Below are 16,947 nucleotides of genomic sequence, written 5' to 3'. Positions count from 1 at the left end.
TTTCTGGGTAAGGTCAAAGGATCTTATGTCTTAAACCTTATCACCAGGCTTAACAAATAGGTGGCCCAATACTATTAACTTTATGGGTTTATCTTCGTTATTTGCTACTATCCAAACCCCATCGCTCTCATGATCAACAATTTCTATTGGTGCAAATACTACATAATTATTGTCATCAACAATCTTTATTCCAAGAGCACCCTCGTCACTTAAGCTCAGGGCTGAAGAAGGAACTTTATATGCAAATCTTTCGCCTGAAGGTAGCCTTACGTTGGCAGTTAGTCCCTGCAAGGATATCATTTTATTATTAGTTACCTTTACTTCTACCCTATAAGACCCAGTTTTAGGCTCAGCAATTTTACTAATAAAACTTACTTCACCTGCCAATTCTTTTCCGTCCAGCAAATTAATTTGAGCTGTGCTGCCTAGCTCTATTTTATTTACTTCATTTTCCGAAACGTATAACACTACAAGAATTTGATCGAAATTAACCACGTCAGCTATTTTTTGCCCAGCATTAACAAAATCCCCTTCGTTTGCATTGATTTTATCAATATAACCATCTATAGGAGATGTGACTGCAGTATTTTCTAAATCCAATTCTAGCCTTTTTAGGTCAGCTTTTGCACTTTGTAACGCAGTAAAAGCTGCTTCTACTTGTATTTGTGCCCCATAGCCTTTTTTATTCAGTTTGTGAGAGGAATCATACTCAATTTCACGCTGCTTTAATAAAGCTTTGGCTTTCTGAGCTTGCTCAATCCTGTCATAATCTTCTATCTTTAACACTACATCATCTCTTTTTACCTTTTCACCATCAGGTAAATAAATAGCAATAATCTTACCACTTATTTTTGAGACAAGGCTAGCTCTATGTAAGGGATTTACTGTACCAGAAAAATTTAAATATATAGTGCGGTTTTGCGGCGCACATTCTTGAGTTTTTACTGAAAAGCTACTAGTTGCATTATCGCTATGAACCGCCTGATCTTTTTTTAAAAATGCACTACTGATAAAAAACAGTAGAATAAAAGCAATACTGGAAATGATGATTACTTTATTTCTCATCTTTAAACAATAGAATTTGTTGACCAATCTTGTTAGAAACAACTGCATAAATTTTCGAATCAGAAATGTAAGTATAATACATGTACCATTGTCACTCCATAAATAGTTTTATATGAGAACAAACACAAGATTTTCCTATAATAAGTAAGTTTTTTATTGCTAAAATGCAATTTTTAATCGAATAAAATTGCAAACAAAGTTGTGCATAAGACTGGATTTAAAAAAATCTCGAAAAACATACTAAAACTTTTAAATAATAACTTTATATCTAGTGGCTTTGCCTTCTCCAAGACGCTGTAAGTATTTCATCCCTAGCAGTTTCTTTGTAATTGCCTCTACTGTTCTTGGAGGAAATCCTAGAGCTTCTATAGCATCTTTTCTACTAAATTCTTTATCTGCAAGGCTAAGTGCCCATTCCCAGAAGAATAATTGTTTTCTTGATAATAAATATTCAGTATTCTCCCTCTCAAGAATATAATGCGCCTCATTTGCTTGCGTTTTGAGCACATTAAGAAAAAATATTAACCATGGGGAAATATCTTCTTTGCTACTTTTCCAGCTACTTTGTGTTTTATTAAGCGCTAAATAGTAATCAAGTTTGTTAGTTTCAATTATCTTTTCATGTGATACAATAGATACAAAATCATAACCCTGCTGCAACAGCATTAAATTAGTCATCAATCTACTAGTTCTGCCATTCCCATCTTGAAAAGGGTGTATTGCCAGATACTCAAAAACAAAGTTAGCAATAATAATAAGAGGATGCTTAAATTTATTATTTAAGGACCAGTGATACCAATCAATAAGCTCTTGTACTTCCTTTCTAACAAGGTAAGGTGGTGTGGGATCAAAAATTATACCAACAACTTTTCCATTCTGATCTTTTGCCTCAACTCTATTAGAACTTGCTTTGTATTTTCCTCTATGATACAAATCTTTTTCACTATAAAGTAGCATCTGGTTGTTAATGTGCAATATTGATGACTCACTAATTGGAATATCCGTATAATCATGAAATATTAGTTTAAGCATTTCTAAGTAGCCAGCAATTTCTTGCTCATCTCTATTTTTAAATTTTTTGACACGTAGGTTTTTATATAGATCCTCAACTTCTTTATCGGTTAGACGATTTCCTTCAATACGGTTAGAAGCGCCAGAAGATGTAACAATAACTGAATGAGTTAATCTTTCAATTGTTTGTGGTAGTAGTTTTTTCGTTATCTGCCAGCTATTTTTAACACTATCAACTGCAGTAATTAACTCGTACACTTGCTCAATTACAGGCCCTTCTAGGTTGAGACGCGTACTAAGACGAAAATTCTTCCAGTTCATATTCTTCTCACATGCATATTATGTGAGATAATGTGAGATAATGTGATAAAAGTCAATAGTAAACTTTATATGCACAGCAGAGCTAACTACAAAAATTATACATTTTCAAGTGATCCTAACCATATCAAAAACTACAGGGCAAAGCTGTTAGAGGAAGGCTTAATTAGTTAAAAATTTCAATCTTATGTAAAATATTGTCTTATTTTGTAATTTTCTTGTTGACTAACGAGACGATATCTACTTTTCAATAAACTCCATTTGCATTTCTTGTATACTGCTTTCTATTTGCTTTATTTGTTCTATCAACCTTTCCTCTAAGTCAAGATTACCGCTCAGCCTCGCTTCGGTTCTTTCTTTTCGTAATGCATTTAACTCTTTTAGTAACACTATATTATTCCACACAATTTCTGCAGATTTTCTCTCGTTCAGTTGGCTATTTAGTACACTAGTTTTTTCAAATACATACTTTATAACGTTAAACTGTTTCAATTCTTGTAACAAAGCCTCTTTATCGAGTTTGCTTTTGTTACTTATTACATCAATTATACGCTGTTGTAATCTTTTCATCTCATTAGTAAATTCAAAATGAGAAAATTGCTCAAAAAATATAGGACGGTTCAAGATTTCAGGAAATTCTACGGCTATACGCAAAATTACGGCCTGATTTTGCTCTGCTTCAATTAGCTCTGGAGACTTGTTATGAAGATACTCACCTTTTGTTGCTCTAGTTTTACTATTAAAAATCTGTTTTTTGAAGCTACTTCTTAGTTCACTAGCCTTATTGTAAAAATAATCTCTGTAATACCTTCTAATACTGCTGTTGCTAATAGTATTTACATATTCCATGAACTTGTGCTCAAGAATTGAATATTTTTCCGGAGCAAGTTTTTCATAATTTTGCAAATTGCTATCGATTATGTGATGCCATAAATATTCAGAATGCAGTTTTGTTGAATGGTCAAGAGCAGTCAACACGTCTTCTTTCTTGTATGCCAGTTCGTTACATATATCGTATGGATCTTTATTACTTGGCAAAGTCACAAACTTTAACGTGTATCCAGGCTCTAATATTGGCAGAGCAAGTTCTGCAACTCGAGTAGCAGCATGACGTCCAGCACTATCGCCATCCATACAGATGGAGATTTCTTTAGCAAATCTCCATAGATTTTTTATCTGTTCTGCAGAAATTGCGGTACCAAGCGGAGCAACTGCATTACTAATTCCTGCTTGATGTAGCGCTATAGCGTCCATATATCCTTCAACAACGAGTATGTGCTGTTTTTTACGTATTTCGCTTAAAGCAAAGTTTAATCCGTATAAATTCTCCCTCTTCTTGAAGAGCTGACTCTCTGGACTGTTTAAATATTTCGGCTGTTGCTCAGAACTTAGCGCACGTCCGCCAAAACCAATAACTCTCCCTGCAATGCTCTGTATAGGAAATATCAGCCGGTCATAAAAATAATCATGAAAATTTTTGTTTACTAATCCAATATCAATTAAAATTTTGTCTTCAATACCTGAAGAGTTTAAATACTCTTTCAAACCAGAGCTTGGTGCATAACCTATCTTAAATTTATCTATGATTTTAGGTAAAATCTTACGCTGCTTTAAATAATCTACAACACCTTGATTTTTTTGTGCAAACCAATTTGCAGCTAAATCAAGCGCTAAAAATAGTTTATTGTCCTCTTTTGTAATACTAAGATTTTTGGGCAGTTCAACACCTGTAACCGATGCTAATTTTTCCAATGCTTCTTTAAAGCTTAATCCTTCAGTTTGTGAAATAAATTCAAATGCATCACCACTAGCCAAGCAACCAAAACAGTAATATAACCCCTTAGTATTGCTCACCGAAAAAGATGGGGTTTTTTCGTTATGAAATGGACAGAGCCCAACAAAACTATCTCCTCTTTTTATTAATCTGACTTTTTTACCTACTAGGTCGGATAATAATAATTTTGATTTTATAATATCTATATGATCCATCTTGTTAAATTAGTAGTAGGATAAAAATTATATAGAATTTATACACATCTGACTCGAAATTTATTTCTATAACTAAAGCAATTTAGATTTACCGACAATGTAGCTATACAAATTCAAGAGCAATCCTGTCATCCAGGTAGCCCACAGAAACAAAAAACTTCCTTGACAAACCTCGCCAGCGCCCTTATCATGAAACTGAAGCTATTTATTTATCTTCTCTGTACAGATTAAATGACAAAAAAACTCAACGTATCTGGCGTCTCATGTTTAATTTTTTGCACTATGTGCACCTTATGTCTTTATCAAATTTCCGGGTTTTGACCTACACAAGCTGAAATACGCTTATAAAGCATTTAAAACATTAAAAAACGCCAACTTAAAAAATGGATAGTGAATAACTAGCTACCCTAGGGTTTCTTTTGCCTTTTTTTCTGTTTAGTAAATTTCTTAACGTTTATAATTTAGATTAGTTGCGGCTTAAAAGCAGCTAAATCGCGGTTATTAAGTGTTTAGAATAAAAAAACGCCATACTTGAAAGTATAATGTAAGTAATTAGCCAACCACGGGGCTTCTTTTACCTTTTTTTTCGTTTGGTAAATTTCTTAATATTTATACAGAAGGTGTCATTCCAGTGCTTGACACTGGAATCCAGTTCTTATTATACAGCTATCTGGTGTACTTATTTAAAATTAAGTTTTCTGGATCTCAGTGCCAAAGCACTGGGATGACACCCTTCCTGGCGGAGATTATTCTCAAATCACAATGTTCGTACAGTTGTGGAATGAATTGCGGTATGACGTAGGAAAACCTTAGCTATAGCTTTAGAACTCCCAAAAGGTCAGAAGCATTGAATGACTTGACAGAAAGTTCAAACCCATATAAAATGTCCTTATTTCTTATATGTTAGGTATAGTATCAATTGCCTCAGATCATGCTGGTTATGAATTAAAATCAGAAATAAAACCTTACCTGGAAGCCCTAGGTTACAGAGTAGTAGATCAAGGCTGCACTGCTAAGCAAAAGTGTGTAGATTACCCAAACTATGCTGTTAAAGTTGTAGAAGATATAACAAGCAAAAAAGCAAATTATGGGATATTAATTTGTGGTACAGGTTTGGGCATGAGTACTGTGGCAAATCGTTTTGAAGGAATCTACGCTGCTTTATGTAACAGTGTTGAGATCGCAAAATTAGCTCGCGAGCATGGCAACGCAAATGTACTGTGTCTTGGTGCAGGATTTACTGCGAGTGGATTAGCAAAAGACATAGTCAAACAATTCCTCGAAACAGAATTTTCAAAAGAAAGCAGACATAAAAAACGCCTTGATAAACTCAGCAATATAACCTCTAAGAAAAAAAAAACAAAAACTTATAACGAAGATGAAATATCAAAATTCGCTAAAATGGCAGGCCAGTGGTGGGATGAGAACGGCAAATTCAAACCATTGCACATGATGAATCCTGTTAGAGTATCTTACATTATTGAGAAAATAAAAGAGTTAAAAAAATGCAATTTAAAAGAATTATCATTGCTTGATGTCGGGTGTGGTGGTGGCATTTTGTCAGAGTCAATGGCACGCGTTGGCATTAACGTTGTGGGAATAGATGTATGTGAAGAAAACATAAAAGTAGCGCATTCACATGCGAAAAAAGTAGGGTTAAATATAGAATATATACACACCAGCATTGAAGAGCTAAGCAATGACAAGAAGTACGACGTGGTTCTGTTGATGGAAGTAGTTGAACATGTGGATAATTTAGAGCTTTTCATGAAAAAAGCGATAGAACTGCTAAAACCGGAGGGGTTAATCTTTATATCCACAATAAATAGAACTATTAAATCCTTTTGTCTTGCAATAATTGGTGCAGAGTACATATTAAATTGGCTGCCAAAAGGTACACATAACTGGAATAAATTTCTCAAGCCGTCAGAAATTGCAAATCACTTAAGAGAAAATAATGTAACGCTGCAAAACATGGCTGGCATGGAGTACAACGTAATAAAGCGTGAGTGGAATCTAACTAAAGGCGTGGATGTTAATTATATACTCTGCGGTTTGTTAGATTTAACTCTATAAAAGCACCATTTTCACTTCCAATACTTTGAAGGATCTTGGCCAGCTTTTATACAGTAGCCTTTATTAGTTAGCGCCCAACCGGAACGACAAGCATAACCTGTACCTACACGTTCATATCCAGGAGCAGCAACACACTTTCCATTCTCCAAGGTTTGACCTTTAAAAAGACAACAAACTTCTTTTTCTGTTACCTTTGTTACAATTTGAGGAGCACCAAAAAACACAGCAACAAACATACCCAGTGCGAAAAGTGCAGGCCAAGGCATTCTGCCAAATATTGCAAGTAAGCTTGAACCAATTATTACCACTGTAATCATTGGTCCACCTATTCCATGAACGTAACCTATTACATTACACATTACATCTGTTGCTCCATCAGCGTGTGCATCAAATGCATAGAAAACTATAAATAGAATTACAAGAAAATTTCCCATTGTTCTTCTAAGAAACTCCTAAGAACCTTCTTCATCTATCGGCTCCTCTTTCATTAGTATATAACCAAATTCCTTTGCTTTTTTAGTCAAATTTTTGACTACTCTCTCTTTGTAGAGTGTTTCATAATAGTTCATTCCTTTTTCTACATATTCTTGTCCATATTTTAGCATATTATAAAAAATACATGCTAATTTCCTTGCTGTAGCAGTGATCGCTTTTGGTATCCCTAGTCGCTTCTTTAACCTCCTGCAGTATGCACCAAGTGCAGTGTTGCTTCTTGATACACAATGAGCAGCAAGTCGCAAGGCAGTTGCAGCACGATTAACAACTTTACGAGTTCTTGTTCCAATAATTTTCCCTCCTGTAATTTTATTAGCAGGACTTAATCCGAGCCAGGAAGAAAAATGCTTTTCTGTCCTCCATTTATTGTGATTTATACCTGTTTCTGAAATGACAGCCTGTATACTTAATACATCAAGTCCTGGAACTCTAGTAAAATCCATCCCCGTTATTCGATATAAATCTTCATCTACGGCAAAATCTGGACTATTCTTCTGTTTTCTCTTTCGTGTCTTATTCAATGCCCTGTTCTCATTCGACTTTGTTTCAAATGTTTTATAGTAATTTTCTATACTTTTATCACATCCCGTTATTTGCTCTTGAAAAAAAGTATATGCTGCATATTCTTGTTTTAGCACAAACAAGTGTTCCTCTCTATAATCACCAGCTAACGCTTTTGCTATAGTAGACTGATCATTTTTTATTCGTGCATCCCTGAATTTAGCCAATTTCTCAGGATCTCTTTCGCCTTCAATTATAGCTTCAATGATTTTCATACCAGTTATCCCAGTAATATGACTAATAACCTTGTGTAATTGAATATTCATTTGAATTAGCGCTTTTTGCATACGTTGAGTATGTTTAGCTGCATTTTCAATTAGATTAGCACGTTGTCTAACGTAACTACGCAGTACACACATTTGATTATCCGGTCTAAATGATCCTTGAAGCAGTCCATAGCTGTGCAATTGTTGCAGCCATTGACAATCTTGAACATCAGACTTTCTACCAGGCACATTTTTGACATGTCGCGCATTTACTAATTTTACTTCAAATTTATGTGATTCTAATATTTGAAATAAGGGAATCCAATATACTCCAGTTGACTCCATGGCTACAGTTCTAACCTGACACTTTTTTAACCACTTTGCTAAGTTGTGTAGATCTACTGTAAAGCACCCAAATTTTTGGATACGTTGTTCATCTCTTCCTTCAGGTACACATACATAATGTACAGTCGAGCCAATATCAATCCCTGCTGCATCAAGGTTTATTGTTTTTAATTTACTTTTTGCTTCTGCCATATAAAATCCCTCCTATATTATTATGATAAGAAGCACTTCAGCTTGGGACGGTTAGGTTATACAATCTTCTAAACGAGGTAGCCCAAAAAGAACTCCATCAATGGTTTTACCATTTCCCCCAAAACCATGCTTTCAAACGGGCATTTATAGCACCATTGATTGTTTCGGTTATAGCTGCAGAAGCGCTTCTTCATAACACTATACCCAAAGAACATAAAGTAAAGAGGGAGTTTCTTTTTGGTTTTACAGATTTTATCTGTTCTGGGCTTTCAATAATCATGCCTGATTGTTTCTTATTTTAATAAAATTTCAGTAAATAGCTTTTTTCAAAAATTATGCTTAACCCAATCAATATTTATTTATTACTGCCTTTTTAATACTATAATTAACTCAGTTGATTTTTATCAAAATGCTAAACCATGGAACAATTCGAGAACTTTTACATCACCACGCCAGTATATTACGTAAACGATAAGCCGCATATTGGTCATGCATACACTTCTCTCTTGTGTGACGTGGTGGCAAGGTTCATGAAACTAGCTGGGAAAAATGTCAAATTTACCACCGGTACAGATGAACATGGACAAAAAATAGAAAAAGCAGCTAAAGCAAAGGAAATGCAGCCAAAAGAATTTACAGATGAAGTGAGCGTTTCATTTAAAGAATTGGCTAAGTTCATGAATTTTGAGTATGACGATTTTATTCGCACTACGGAGGAACGTCACAAAAAAGCAGTTATAGCTTTATGGAATAGACTTGAAGAGAGAGGGCAAATATATTTGGATTCCTATTCGGGTTGGTATTCAGTTCGTGATGAAGCATTTTATCAGGAGTCAGAGCTGATAGATGGCAAAGCACCAACAGGTGCTGAGGTCCAGTGGATAAAAGAAGAGAGTTACTTTTTTCGCTTATCAAACTGGCAAGAAAAATTACTGGAACTCTATAAAAATCAGCCAAGTTTTATCTTTCCTGAGAGCAGAAGAAATGAAGTGATATCGTTTGTAAGATCAGGGCTCATTGACCTCTCAATCTCTCGCACTAGTTTTAACTGGGGAATAAAAGTACCAGGTAATGACAAACACGTAATCTATGTCTGGATAGATGCATTAACCAATTATCTTACATCAATAGGTTTCCCTAGTACTGAAGGTGAGGAATATAAGAGGTTTTGGGCAGAACCAGAAACACAGATTCCAGTGTCAAGCACTGGAATGACACCAAACCAAGGGAAAACGCAGATTCCAGTGTCAAGCGCTGCAAACCTAGCTGACAACTCTTTCAACGTTCATGTAATCGGTAAAGACATATTGCGCTTTCATGCTGTATATTGGCCAGCGATTCTCCTTGCAGCAGACCTGCCACTGCCAAAACAAATTGCAGTTCATGGTTGGTGGTTGAACGAGGGAGAGAAAATATCCAAGTCCCTTGGTAATGTCATAGATCCAATTGGCCTCGCTCAAGAGTTTGGTGTTGATCAGCTACGCTATTTTCTCCTCAGGGAAGCAAGCTTCGGCCAGGATGGTAACTTTAGTAAGAAAAATATGATCAGCCGGATAAATTCAGAACTGGCAAACAACATAGGCAATTTAGTACAAAGAACAATTTCATTTTTACACAAGCAATGTTCTGGAATTGTACCAACAATCGATCAAAGCCTACTTAAAGGTGAAGAAAGTTTGCCAAATTGCAAAGCTATACTAGGTCAAGTGATAGACCATTTATCAAAGTATGAATTTAACCATATCATACTTCTAATCATCAACATCTCTTCTGAAGCAAATGCCTACATAGACAAAAGTGCACCCTGGACACTAAGCAAAACTGACAGAGAGCGCATGAATTTAGTAATTTACAAGTTACTGGAATATATCAGGATAATAGGCATTTTATTGCAGCCAATTGTCCCGAGGTCAGCGGAAATGATACTTGATCAACTGCAAATCCCGAAAGAGCAACAAGATTTAAAATCTCTGTGCAACGCATGCGTAAGCTTAGGCATTACGCTGCCTAAACCTACGCCGGTTTTTTTGAGGGTTGATGCTAAAGAGGAGAAATAGTGTAAAAACTATTTCTCCTGGATGGGATTATCTTTAGTTAACAACGGTGCACACCGCTGTCTACATATTCAAGTTAGGTGGCAAGTGCCTTAGTTACTTTAGCAAAATATGGTTTAGTAACATCAGCATCTATCACTACTACTTCCGTCATTGCCGACTTAACCTTTCCTAGGCTCCATGCAAACCAGCCTTGACCATTTTCTTCTTTAGTTGGCTGACTTTCTGGGCTAGAAATCTCAGTACCTTTTTCATCACCAGATTCTGCATCATAAAATACATCCTGATCCTCAGAAAGACTCATTAAATAACTTTTAGCAGCATCAACATTTAAATGATCAGGTTGCTTAGGAACGTTATCAATATTTAAATAATCCAAACTATTAGCTCGTTGCTTTTGCTCACTGGAAAGAACCTCAAGATTTAAATAATCCAAACGAGTTAGTTCTTGCATGCTAGGTTTAGATCCATCTTCACGCTTAAACTGCTCTTCCGGACTAGAAACCTTAGTACCATAAATCCTACTGTACAAGCTGCTTCCAACGCTGTTAAGTGCTCCTCTTACAGATGCAATTGACGCATCATAAGTATTTTTCAAGCCACCTCCAATACCACTAAGTGTTCCTTTTGTAGACTCAGTTGATGGCACATAATTATCGTAAGCATATTTGCCAGAATACAAGACACCATTAACTGTTCCTTTTGCAAGCTGAACAGTGCCATCAGCAATTGCCACTTTTAATTTGTCTTCTTCTATCTTTTTATTTTTTTCAGCTAGTTGAGTTTTTTGCTCAGAACTTTTCTGCTTTTGAGTGCGTACTTGATCTTTTAACTTAGAATTTTCTTCCTCTTGAGCTTCTACTTTATTTTTTAACTTAGAATTTTCTTCCTCTTTAGCTTTTACTTCCGCTTCTTTTTTAGCTAGTTGAGTTTTTTGCCCAGAAATTGTTTGCTCTTGAGCTTTCATTTTATTTTTTAACTCAGAATTTGTTTTGTTCTCACTAATTGCTTTATACGAAAGTGCAATAGTTACAACAGAAAACACAGCATAACCAATAATAAATGGCAAGCCAACACTTAATGCTGCAACTGGAGCTAAGAAACCAATATAAGGAGCTGCAGCAAACACTCCCGATGCTAACAAAGTTGCAGTAGCCAGAGCACCAGCTATAAGATAGGGTACATTGTTTTTATTCATCATCTCACGTATTATAAAATATAATACCATTATAAAAGGATTTTTAAGAAGTTGTCAAGCTATCTTTACATAAAAAAAAATAATTGATAAACTTGGGAACAAGAAGATTGCTGCCAAGCTATGAACTATGCCTTTCCGTGTAATCTTTAAATGCACCTCTGTTAGAGTCAAAATATAGCTTCACACTGCCAATTGGTCCATTTCTCTGCTTTGCAATAATGAGCTCTGCAATGTTTCTAATTTTTTCCATTTTCTCTTGCCATTCCCGATGTTTATTGTTTCCTTCATTTGGCTGTTTTCTTAGTTCATAATACTCTTCTCTATAGAGAAACATTACTATATCTGCGTCTTGCTCTATGCTCCCTGAATCACGTAAATCAGAAAGTTGTGGTTTTTTATCATCCCTCTGCTCAACAGAACGAGAGAGCTGAGATAGTGCAACAATGGGAATATTTAGCTCCTTTGCAATTGCTTTCAAACCCTGCGTCACTTCCGAGATTTCTTGCACTCTATTTTCATTACTCCTTTTTGTTGTTCCTCTGATTAGCTGCAAATAATCAATGAATACCACTTCTACATTATATAATTGATACAGCAAGCGTATTCTGGTGCGAAGGGCACTAATTGATAGTGCAGGGGTGTCATCTATGAGGAAAGGCAGTTCAGATAATTCTGTACTAGTATTGATAAACTCATGCAATTCAAAATCACTAATTCTCCCGGTTAATGCCTTATAATAACTAATTCCTGAATCTATAGTAATCAATCTTGCCGTTAATTGTTCTGCTGACATTTCAAGTGAGAAAAACGCTACATGGTGTTGTTTATCTGCTCTTTTTTGCAACATCTTACAAGCATTAAGTGCGATGTTTAGCGCCAATGCTGTTTTACCCATAGAAGGCCTTGCAGCTAAAATTAATAAATCAGATTTTTGTAGACCACCAAGAAGCTGATTTAGATCTTGAAGTCCGGTTGTAACGCCTAGCGCTTCTGGATTATTTTTCAGTGTGCTGATCTTCTCAACTACATCTTTAATTGAACTTGCAAGTTTTATATATGTTTTCTCACCTTGTTTTTTTACTGCCAAATTGAACAATTTTGTCATTGCTTGTTCAATTTGCGCCTGTGCAGGATTTTCAATATCGTAGTTGTAGCTATCACCAACTATTTCTTGCCCGAGCTTGATTAAACATCTCCTTAAGTAAGTATCACGGATTATTCTAGTCAAACTATAAATATCAAGTGCAATACTTGCCTTCGCTGCAAGCTTTGCTAAGTACTCTACCCCGCCACACTCGGTAAACGCTTGGTCGTTCTCAAAAAACATTTTGAGGCTCAGTTCATTGGCAATTATGCCATGTTTCCTGGTTTTAGATATTTGCGTAAAAATACTTTGATGCAGTGGATCATAGAAATTTTCTGCTGTAATTGTGTCTTCAACTGCATCACAGATTCTATTATCACGAATCATTGCACCAATAAGCATCTGTTCAGCTTCTAGATTATGCGGTAATTTACATATTTCCTTGTCTACACTTCTTGAACCCAAGAGACTAGCTAATTCATTCATTTTAAGTTTTGAGAGTAACTGTTGATTATTGTAGAATATTTAGTCCTCATTTGAAAGATGTAAAGGCAAAAAAATTTGACTAATTCCGTGTTGCCTATAGCATTAAAACTTAATGCCCCTGTGGTGGAATGGTAGACACGGCAGACTCAAAATCTGTTGCTTGCAAAAGCATGCTGGTTCAAGTCCGGCCAGGGGCACGTTAAATATTGGAAAGTGTATATATGTTACATAAATTTTTTGATCGTTTATTTTCTATTTTTTCTTCTATAAATGTTATTCAAAAGGTAAAGAAAGATGAAAATGGGATATGTTATGTAAAGGGCCTCAGGCGCTATATATCAGTATTGCTTGATTTAATTATTATCGTTTTGTTCTTGCAGTTTTGCAGCCAAGCCTTAAATCAGCTCTTTATGAACTCAGAGGATAGCAAAATATTAAGTCAAATTGCTGCAAAATCCCCAATGCAAGCACCACTGTCTGCGGAAGAAAAGACAACGCAGAGTAGACTTATAAAATTACTAATCCTAAATCAAATAGTCCAGTTTATTATGCTCTTTTGCTATGTAATATATATGTGGGTAAAGTTTGCTACTACACCTGGAAAACTATTATTTGGGCTTAGAGTTGTGGATGCACAAACTTTCGAAAAGATGACCCTAAAACAAGCAACAAAGAGATTTTTTTCCTTTATATTGTCAGTTGCACCATTGTTCTTGGGCTTTTTATGGTCAAATTTCAACAAACGCTGTCAAACTTGGCACGATAAGATCGCAGGCACAGTGGTTGTCACGAGTAAAAGCCTTAGAAGGCAGAGCTAAAAACTACTTGACACCCTTCGCCAGCCCCTTTATCATGATAGTGAAGGTATTCAGTTATCTTCATCTGTGCAGATTAAACAGCAAGAAAACAACGTAGTTGGCGTCTTATTTTTAATTTTTTGCACTATGTGCACCTTATGTCTTCACAACATTTCTGGGTTTTTACCTATATAAGCTGAAACGCGCTTATAAGTCGTTTAAGACAGTATAGTACGCCAATTTGCAGGATTAGAGAGTGACAACTAGCTAACGCGGGGTTTCTTTTGCCTTTTTTTCTGCTTAGTAAATTTCTTAAACATTTAAACTAAGGTGAGTTGCGTTTAAAAGCAGCTAAATTGCAGTGTTTAAGATTTAAAAAACGCCAAATACTGAAAATAGACAATGACTAGGGCTTCTTTTGCCTTTTTTTTCATTTGGTAAATTTCTTAATGTTTGTAGCTAAACGACAACCGTCATCCCTGTAAAGATCAAGTATCCCGCTACTTGTTAGCGGGACCTAGAGATACCGCGAATGAATCGCGGTATGACGGTTCACGGTGGCATGACGGTTAAGTATAGCATTTCTCATAATAGTCCGAATAGGTCATAGGAAGGCAGAATCAACAGCACGACGAAAGGATTCGAATAGAGGAATGTTTTTCCTGGCTCTGTTTTTTATAGCAAACCAATGATGCTCAATTTTGTTAAAATCTGGAGAATAAGGCGGCAGATACAAAATTTCTGCACCGACTCCTTTAGCGAGCTTGATAAGCTTATCAGACTTATGAAAAGTAGCATTATCAAGAATGACAGTTTGTCCAGGTTCTAAGATCGGTGCCAAAAATTGCTCAAACCATCCATTAAAAATATCCATATTACAGTGGCCTTCAAATGTTAATGGAGCAACTATCTTTCTTCTACTTAAGGCTGCAACCATGCTGATTCGTTGAGTTTTTTTTCCAGATTTTAGGGCATAAAATCGCTGTCCTTTCTGGCAATACCCATATGGATAGTCCTCCGTGTTATCAATCCCAGACTCATCTATATACACTAAGTTTTCTGGTTCTTTTGTTGCTATAATTTTTAAGAATTCAGCACGTTTTTCTTCGTTCCTTTCCTTGTATCCATATGTCTTTTTTTGCGCGTAAATCCAATTTTTCTGAGAGCTCGGTGGATCGTTTGGATACTAACGTTGCCCCAAAGTTTAGCCATTTCCGACAGAGTTTTTCTACCGTGTTTTTTAGCAAATTCGATAAACTTATTCCAGTCGATAATTTTCTGATTGTAACCTCCATTACCGAGTTTTTTTGACTGAAAGTCGCCTGTTTCTTTTTTTCTTTGCTGCCACTCCCACAAAGTAGTTCGTCCAATTTTAAATCTTGCTGCCACTGCTTCTCTGCTTTCCCCTTCGTCTAGTGCTTCCATTGCTTTTTTTCTTAAATCATAACTATATGCTGCCGGCATCCAACCTCCTTATCGCCATCTATCCTTAATCTTATCATATCCGGACTTCTGTGGAAAGAGCTATAATTCGTCATCCCGCTACTTGTTAGCGGGATCTCTTGTTAGCGGATGAGATACCGCGAATGAATCGCGGTATGACGGTCTGCGGCGGTATGATGGTCTGCGGCGGTATGACGTAGAGCTCGCGTCAGCTACTTTCATGACACCATTTGCTGTCTTCAAAAATGAATGTTTTTACAATTGTGCGTCATGCGCTTTATTAAATATTTTACTTAAAAATCTAATTTCTTATTATACAAGAGATAAGCAATTCATTGATGATGAAAAATTACAAAAAGGGGCATAGAAAGCGCCTAAGGGAGAAAATTATTTTAGATAATGGACAATCATTACTTGATTATGAGGTTTTAGAGCACATTTTATATTCAGCATACAGTAGAATTGATGTAAAGCCGATAGCAAAGAGTTTGATAGAAAATTTTGGCAGTTTGAATAAAGTTTTTAATGCTGACCTGGAAGCGCTGCAAAACGTTGATGGTGTCAGCAATGCAGCGATATCTGCCATCTTTTGTGTAAAACAAGCCTTTGTTCGTTCTGCAAGAGAAGAAATAAAAGACCTGCCTATAATCGATAACTGGGAAAAATTGCTTGATTATTTAAGAATAAGTATAGGAAGCCTCAATAAGGAAAATTTTCGCGTCATCTATATGAATAAAAAGTATCGTCTAATAGCGGAAGACCTGCAAAATATTGGTACAGTAGATCAAACTCCTCTTTATGTCAGAGAGATCATCAAGCGCGCACTTTTGATTGGTTCAACATCCATTGTAATATCTCACAATCATCCAAGCAGAGATACACAACCTTCAAATAGCGATATATCTCTCACTAGACAACTAGCAGAAGCTTGCCAAAGTATAGGAATAGAATTAATAGATCACATTATTATTACATTCAGTAGCTATTTTAGTTTCAAGGAAAATAGGTTGTTGTGAAAGCCTTTATAGCTACAGTAACTTAGATTTACCGACAATCGTCATTCCGCTACGTGTTAGCGGCTAAGAGATACCGCGAATGAATCGCGGTATGACGTAGATTGCTGTCATCCCGCTGCTTGTTAGCGGCTGAGATACCGCCGCGGTATAGTAACTCGTCATCCCGCTACGTGTTAGCGGGATCTATCTGCGGCGGCATGACGGTAAGATTTATTGTGGTATGATGGTGTAGTATAATGTTGGTAAACCTCAGTTACTTTAGCTATAAACGATTAAGATGAAGTTATCATATATCTATATACTTACAAATAAAGCTAATAGCACATTATATATTGGTGTAACTGCAAATTTGATCAAGAGGATTTGGGAACACAAAAACAAAATTGTTTCAGGTTTTACATCAAGATATAATGTAAATAAACTTGTATGTTTTGAAGAGTTTGAAGATATAAGTTTAGCTATTGCAAGAGAAAGGCGCCTGAAAGAATGGCCAAGGCAGTGGAAAATTAATTTGATCAATCAAAAGAATCCTAGCTGGATTGACTTATATTACTTAGCTTTAAGATAGCTATGCTGAGATCCCGCTAACACGTAGCGGGATGACGAGAAAG

General features: G+C 35.9%; 14 protein-coding genes, 1 tRNA gene and 1 pseudogene. 7 read left to right on the top strand and 9 right to left on the bottom strand.

Going from position 1 to position 16,947, the window contains the following annotated elements:
* Nucleotides 1-30 precede the first annotated feature (30 nt).
* The 4 genes and pseudogenes from AAGD90_RS03115 to AAGD90_RS07185 form a co-directional block, all read right to left on the bottom strand.
* A complete protein-coding gene (locus tag AAGD90_RS03115; RefSeq protein ID WP_174515936.1) occupies nucleotides 31-1,113 on the bottom strand; it encodes an efflux RND transporter periplasmic adaptor subunit in 1,083 nt (360 codons plus the stop codon).
* A gap of 201 nt (nucleotides 1,114-1,314) precedes the next feature.
* Nucleotides 1,315-2,397: a Fic family protein gene (locus tag AAGD90_RS03110; RefSeq protein ID WP_174515935.1), complete on the bottom strand. Its 1,083-nt coding sequence runs from the start codon at nucleotides 2,395-2,397 to the stop codon at nucleotides 1,315-1,317.
* A gap of 237 nt (nucleotides 2,398-2,634) precedes the next feature.
* A complete protein-coding gene (gene dnaG, locus AAGD90_RS03105) occupies nucleotides 2,635-4,383 on the bottom strand; it encodes a DNA primase (protein WP_341822133.1) in 1,749 nt (582 codons plus the stop codon).
* A 618-nt stretch (nucleotides 4,384-5,001) separates the two neighbouring features.
* A pseudogene (locus AAGD90_RS07185) lies at nucleotides 5,002-5,088 on the bottom strand (WPE palindromic element domain-containing protein); the annotation flags it as partial.
* 195 nt (nucleotides 5,089-5,283) lie between these two features.
* On the opposite strand from AAGD90_RS07185, the gene ubiG reads away from it, so the two are divergent.
* Nucleotides 5,284-6,459 carry a bifunctional 2-polyprenyl-6-hydroxyphenol methylase/3-demethylubiquinol 3-O-methyltransferase UbiG gene (gene ubiG / locus AAGD90_RS03100; protein ID WP_015589098.1) on the top strand — a complete coding sequence of 392 codons (1,176 nt, stop codon included), beginning with the start codon at nucleotides 5,284-5,286 and terminating at the stop codon, nucleotides 6,457-6,459.
* A gap of 11 nt (nucleotides 6,460-6,470) precedes the next feature.
* On the opposite strand, the gene AAGD90_RS03095 is transcribed toward ubiG, so the two are convergent.
* Both AAGD90_RS03095 and AAGD90_RS03090 read right to left on the bottom strand, forming a co-directional pair.
* A complete protein-coding gene (locus tag AAGD90_RS03095) occupies nucleotides 6,471-6,893 on the bottom strand; it encodes a TrbC/VirB2 family protein (protein WP_338482224.1) in 423 nt (140 codons plus the stop codon).
* 18 nt (nucleotides 6,894-6,911) lie between these two features.
* Nucleotides 6,912-8,258 (bottom strand): IS110 family transposase, encoded by a 1,347-nt coding sequence (locus AAGD90_RS03090; RefSeq protein ID WP_341821667.1) that lies wholly within the window; start codon nucleotides 8,256-8,258, stop codon nucleotides 6,912-6,914.
* 155 nt (nucleotides 8,259-8,413) lie between these two features.
* On the opposite strand from AAGD90_RS03090, the gene AAGD90_RS03085 reads away from it, so the two are divergent.
* Together AAGD90_RS03085 and metG are read left to right on the top strand one after the other, a co-directional pair.
* Complete coding sequence (locus tag AAGD90_RS03085) at nucleotides 8,414-8,560, top strand: hypothetical protein (protein WP_341822132.1); 147 nt, start codon at nucleotides 8,414-8,416, stop codon at nucleotides 8,558-8,560.
* A 117-nt stretch (nucleotides 8,561-8,677) separates the two neighbouring features.
* Nucleotides 8,678-10,315, top strand: a complete 1,638-nt coding sequence (gene metG / locus AAGD90_RS03080) for a methionine--tRNA ligase (RefSeq protein ID WP_209472839.1) — start codon at nucleotides 8,678-8,680, stop codon at nucleotides 10,313-10,315.
* A gap of 73 nt (nucleotides 10,316-10,388) precedes the next feature.
* Here metG and AAGD90_RS03075 read toward each other — a convergent pair whose 3' ends face one another.
* Nucleotides 10,389-11,510 carry a hypothetical protein gene (locus AAGD90_RS03075; protein ID WP_341822131.1) on the bottom strand — a complete coding sequence of 374 codons (1,122 nt, stop codon included), beginning with the start codon at nucleotides 11,508-11,510 and terminating at the stop codon, nucleotides 10,389-10,391.
* Nucleotides 11,511-11,628: 118 nt separating this feature from the next.
* On the bottom strand, nucleotides 11,629-13,080 hold the full coding sequence (locus tag AAGD90_RS03070; protein WP_341822130.1) for a replicative DNA helicase: 1,452 nt from the start codon (nucleotides 13,078-13,080) through the stop codon (nucleotides 11,629-11,631).
* A 114-nt stretch (nucleotides 13,081-13,194) separates the two neighbouring features.
* Between AAGD90_RS03070 and AAGD90_RS03065 the strand changes: the two genes are divergently transcribed.
* Both AAGD90_RS03065 and AAGD90_RS03060 read left to right on the top strand, forming a co-directional pair.
* A tRNA-Leu gene (locus tag AAGD90_RS03065) sits at nucleotides 13,195-13,277 on the top strand.
* A gap of 24 nt (nucleotides 13,278-13,301) precedes the next feature.
* Nucleotides 13,302-13,898, top strand: coding sequence for an RDD family protein (locus tag AAGD90_RS03060; protein WP_341822129.1), 597 nt, complete (start codon nucleotides 13,302-13,304; stop codon nucleotides 13,896-13,898).
* Nucleotides 13,899-14,481: 583 nt separating this feature from the next.
* On the opposite strand, the gene AAGD90_RS03055 is transcribed toward AAGD90_RS03060, so the two are convergent.
* A protein-coding gene (locus AAGD90_RS03055; protein WP_156518142.1) for an IS630 family transposase occupies nucleotides 14,482-15,341 on the bottom strand; the annotation gives its coding sequence in 2 pieces (ribosomal slippage) (nucleotides 14,482-15,017 and nucleotides 15,017-15,341; 861 coding nt in all).
* 320 nt (nucleotides 15,342-15,661) lie between these two features.
* On the opposite strand from AAGD90_RS03055, the gene radC reads away from it, so the two are divergent.
* Both radC and AAGD90_RS03045 read left to right on the top strand, forming a co-directional pair.
* Nucleotides 15,662-16,336, top strand: coding sequence for a RadC family protein (gene radC / locus AAGD90_RS03050; RefSeq protein ID WP_006280440.1), 675 nt, complete (start codon nucleotides 15,662-15,664; stop codon nucleotides 16,334-16,336).
* Between the two features lie 277 nt (nucleotides 16,337-16,613).
* Nucleotides 16,614-16,904 (top strand): GIY-YIG nuclease family protein, encoded by a 291-nt coding sequence (locus AAGD90_RS03045; protein WP_341822128.1) that lies wholly within the window; start codon nucleotides 16,614-16,616, stop codon nucleotides 16,902-16,904.
* The last annotated feature ends 43 nt before the right edge of the window (nucleotides 16,905-16,947 follow it).

This window comes from Wolbachia endosymbiont (group A) of Ischnus inquisitorius (assembly GCF_964026985.1).
Classification (GTDB): domain Bacteria; phylum Pseudomonadota; class Alphaproteobacteria; order Rickettsiales; family Anaplasmataceae; genus Wolbachia; species Wolbachia pipientis.
This window is presented reverse-complemented; position numbering and strand designations above follow the sequence as displayed.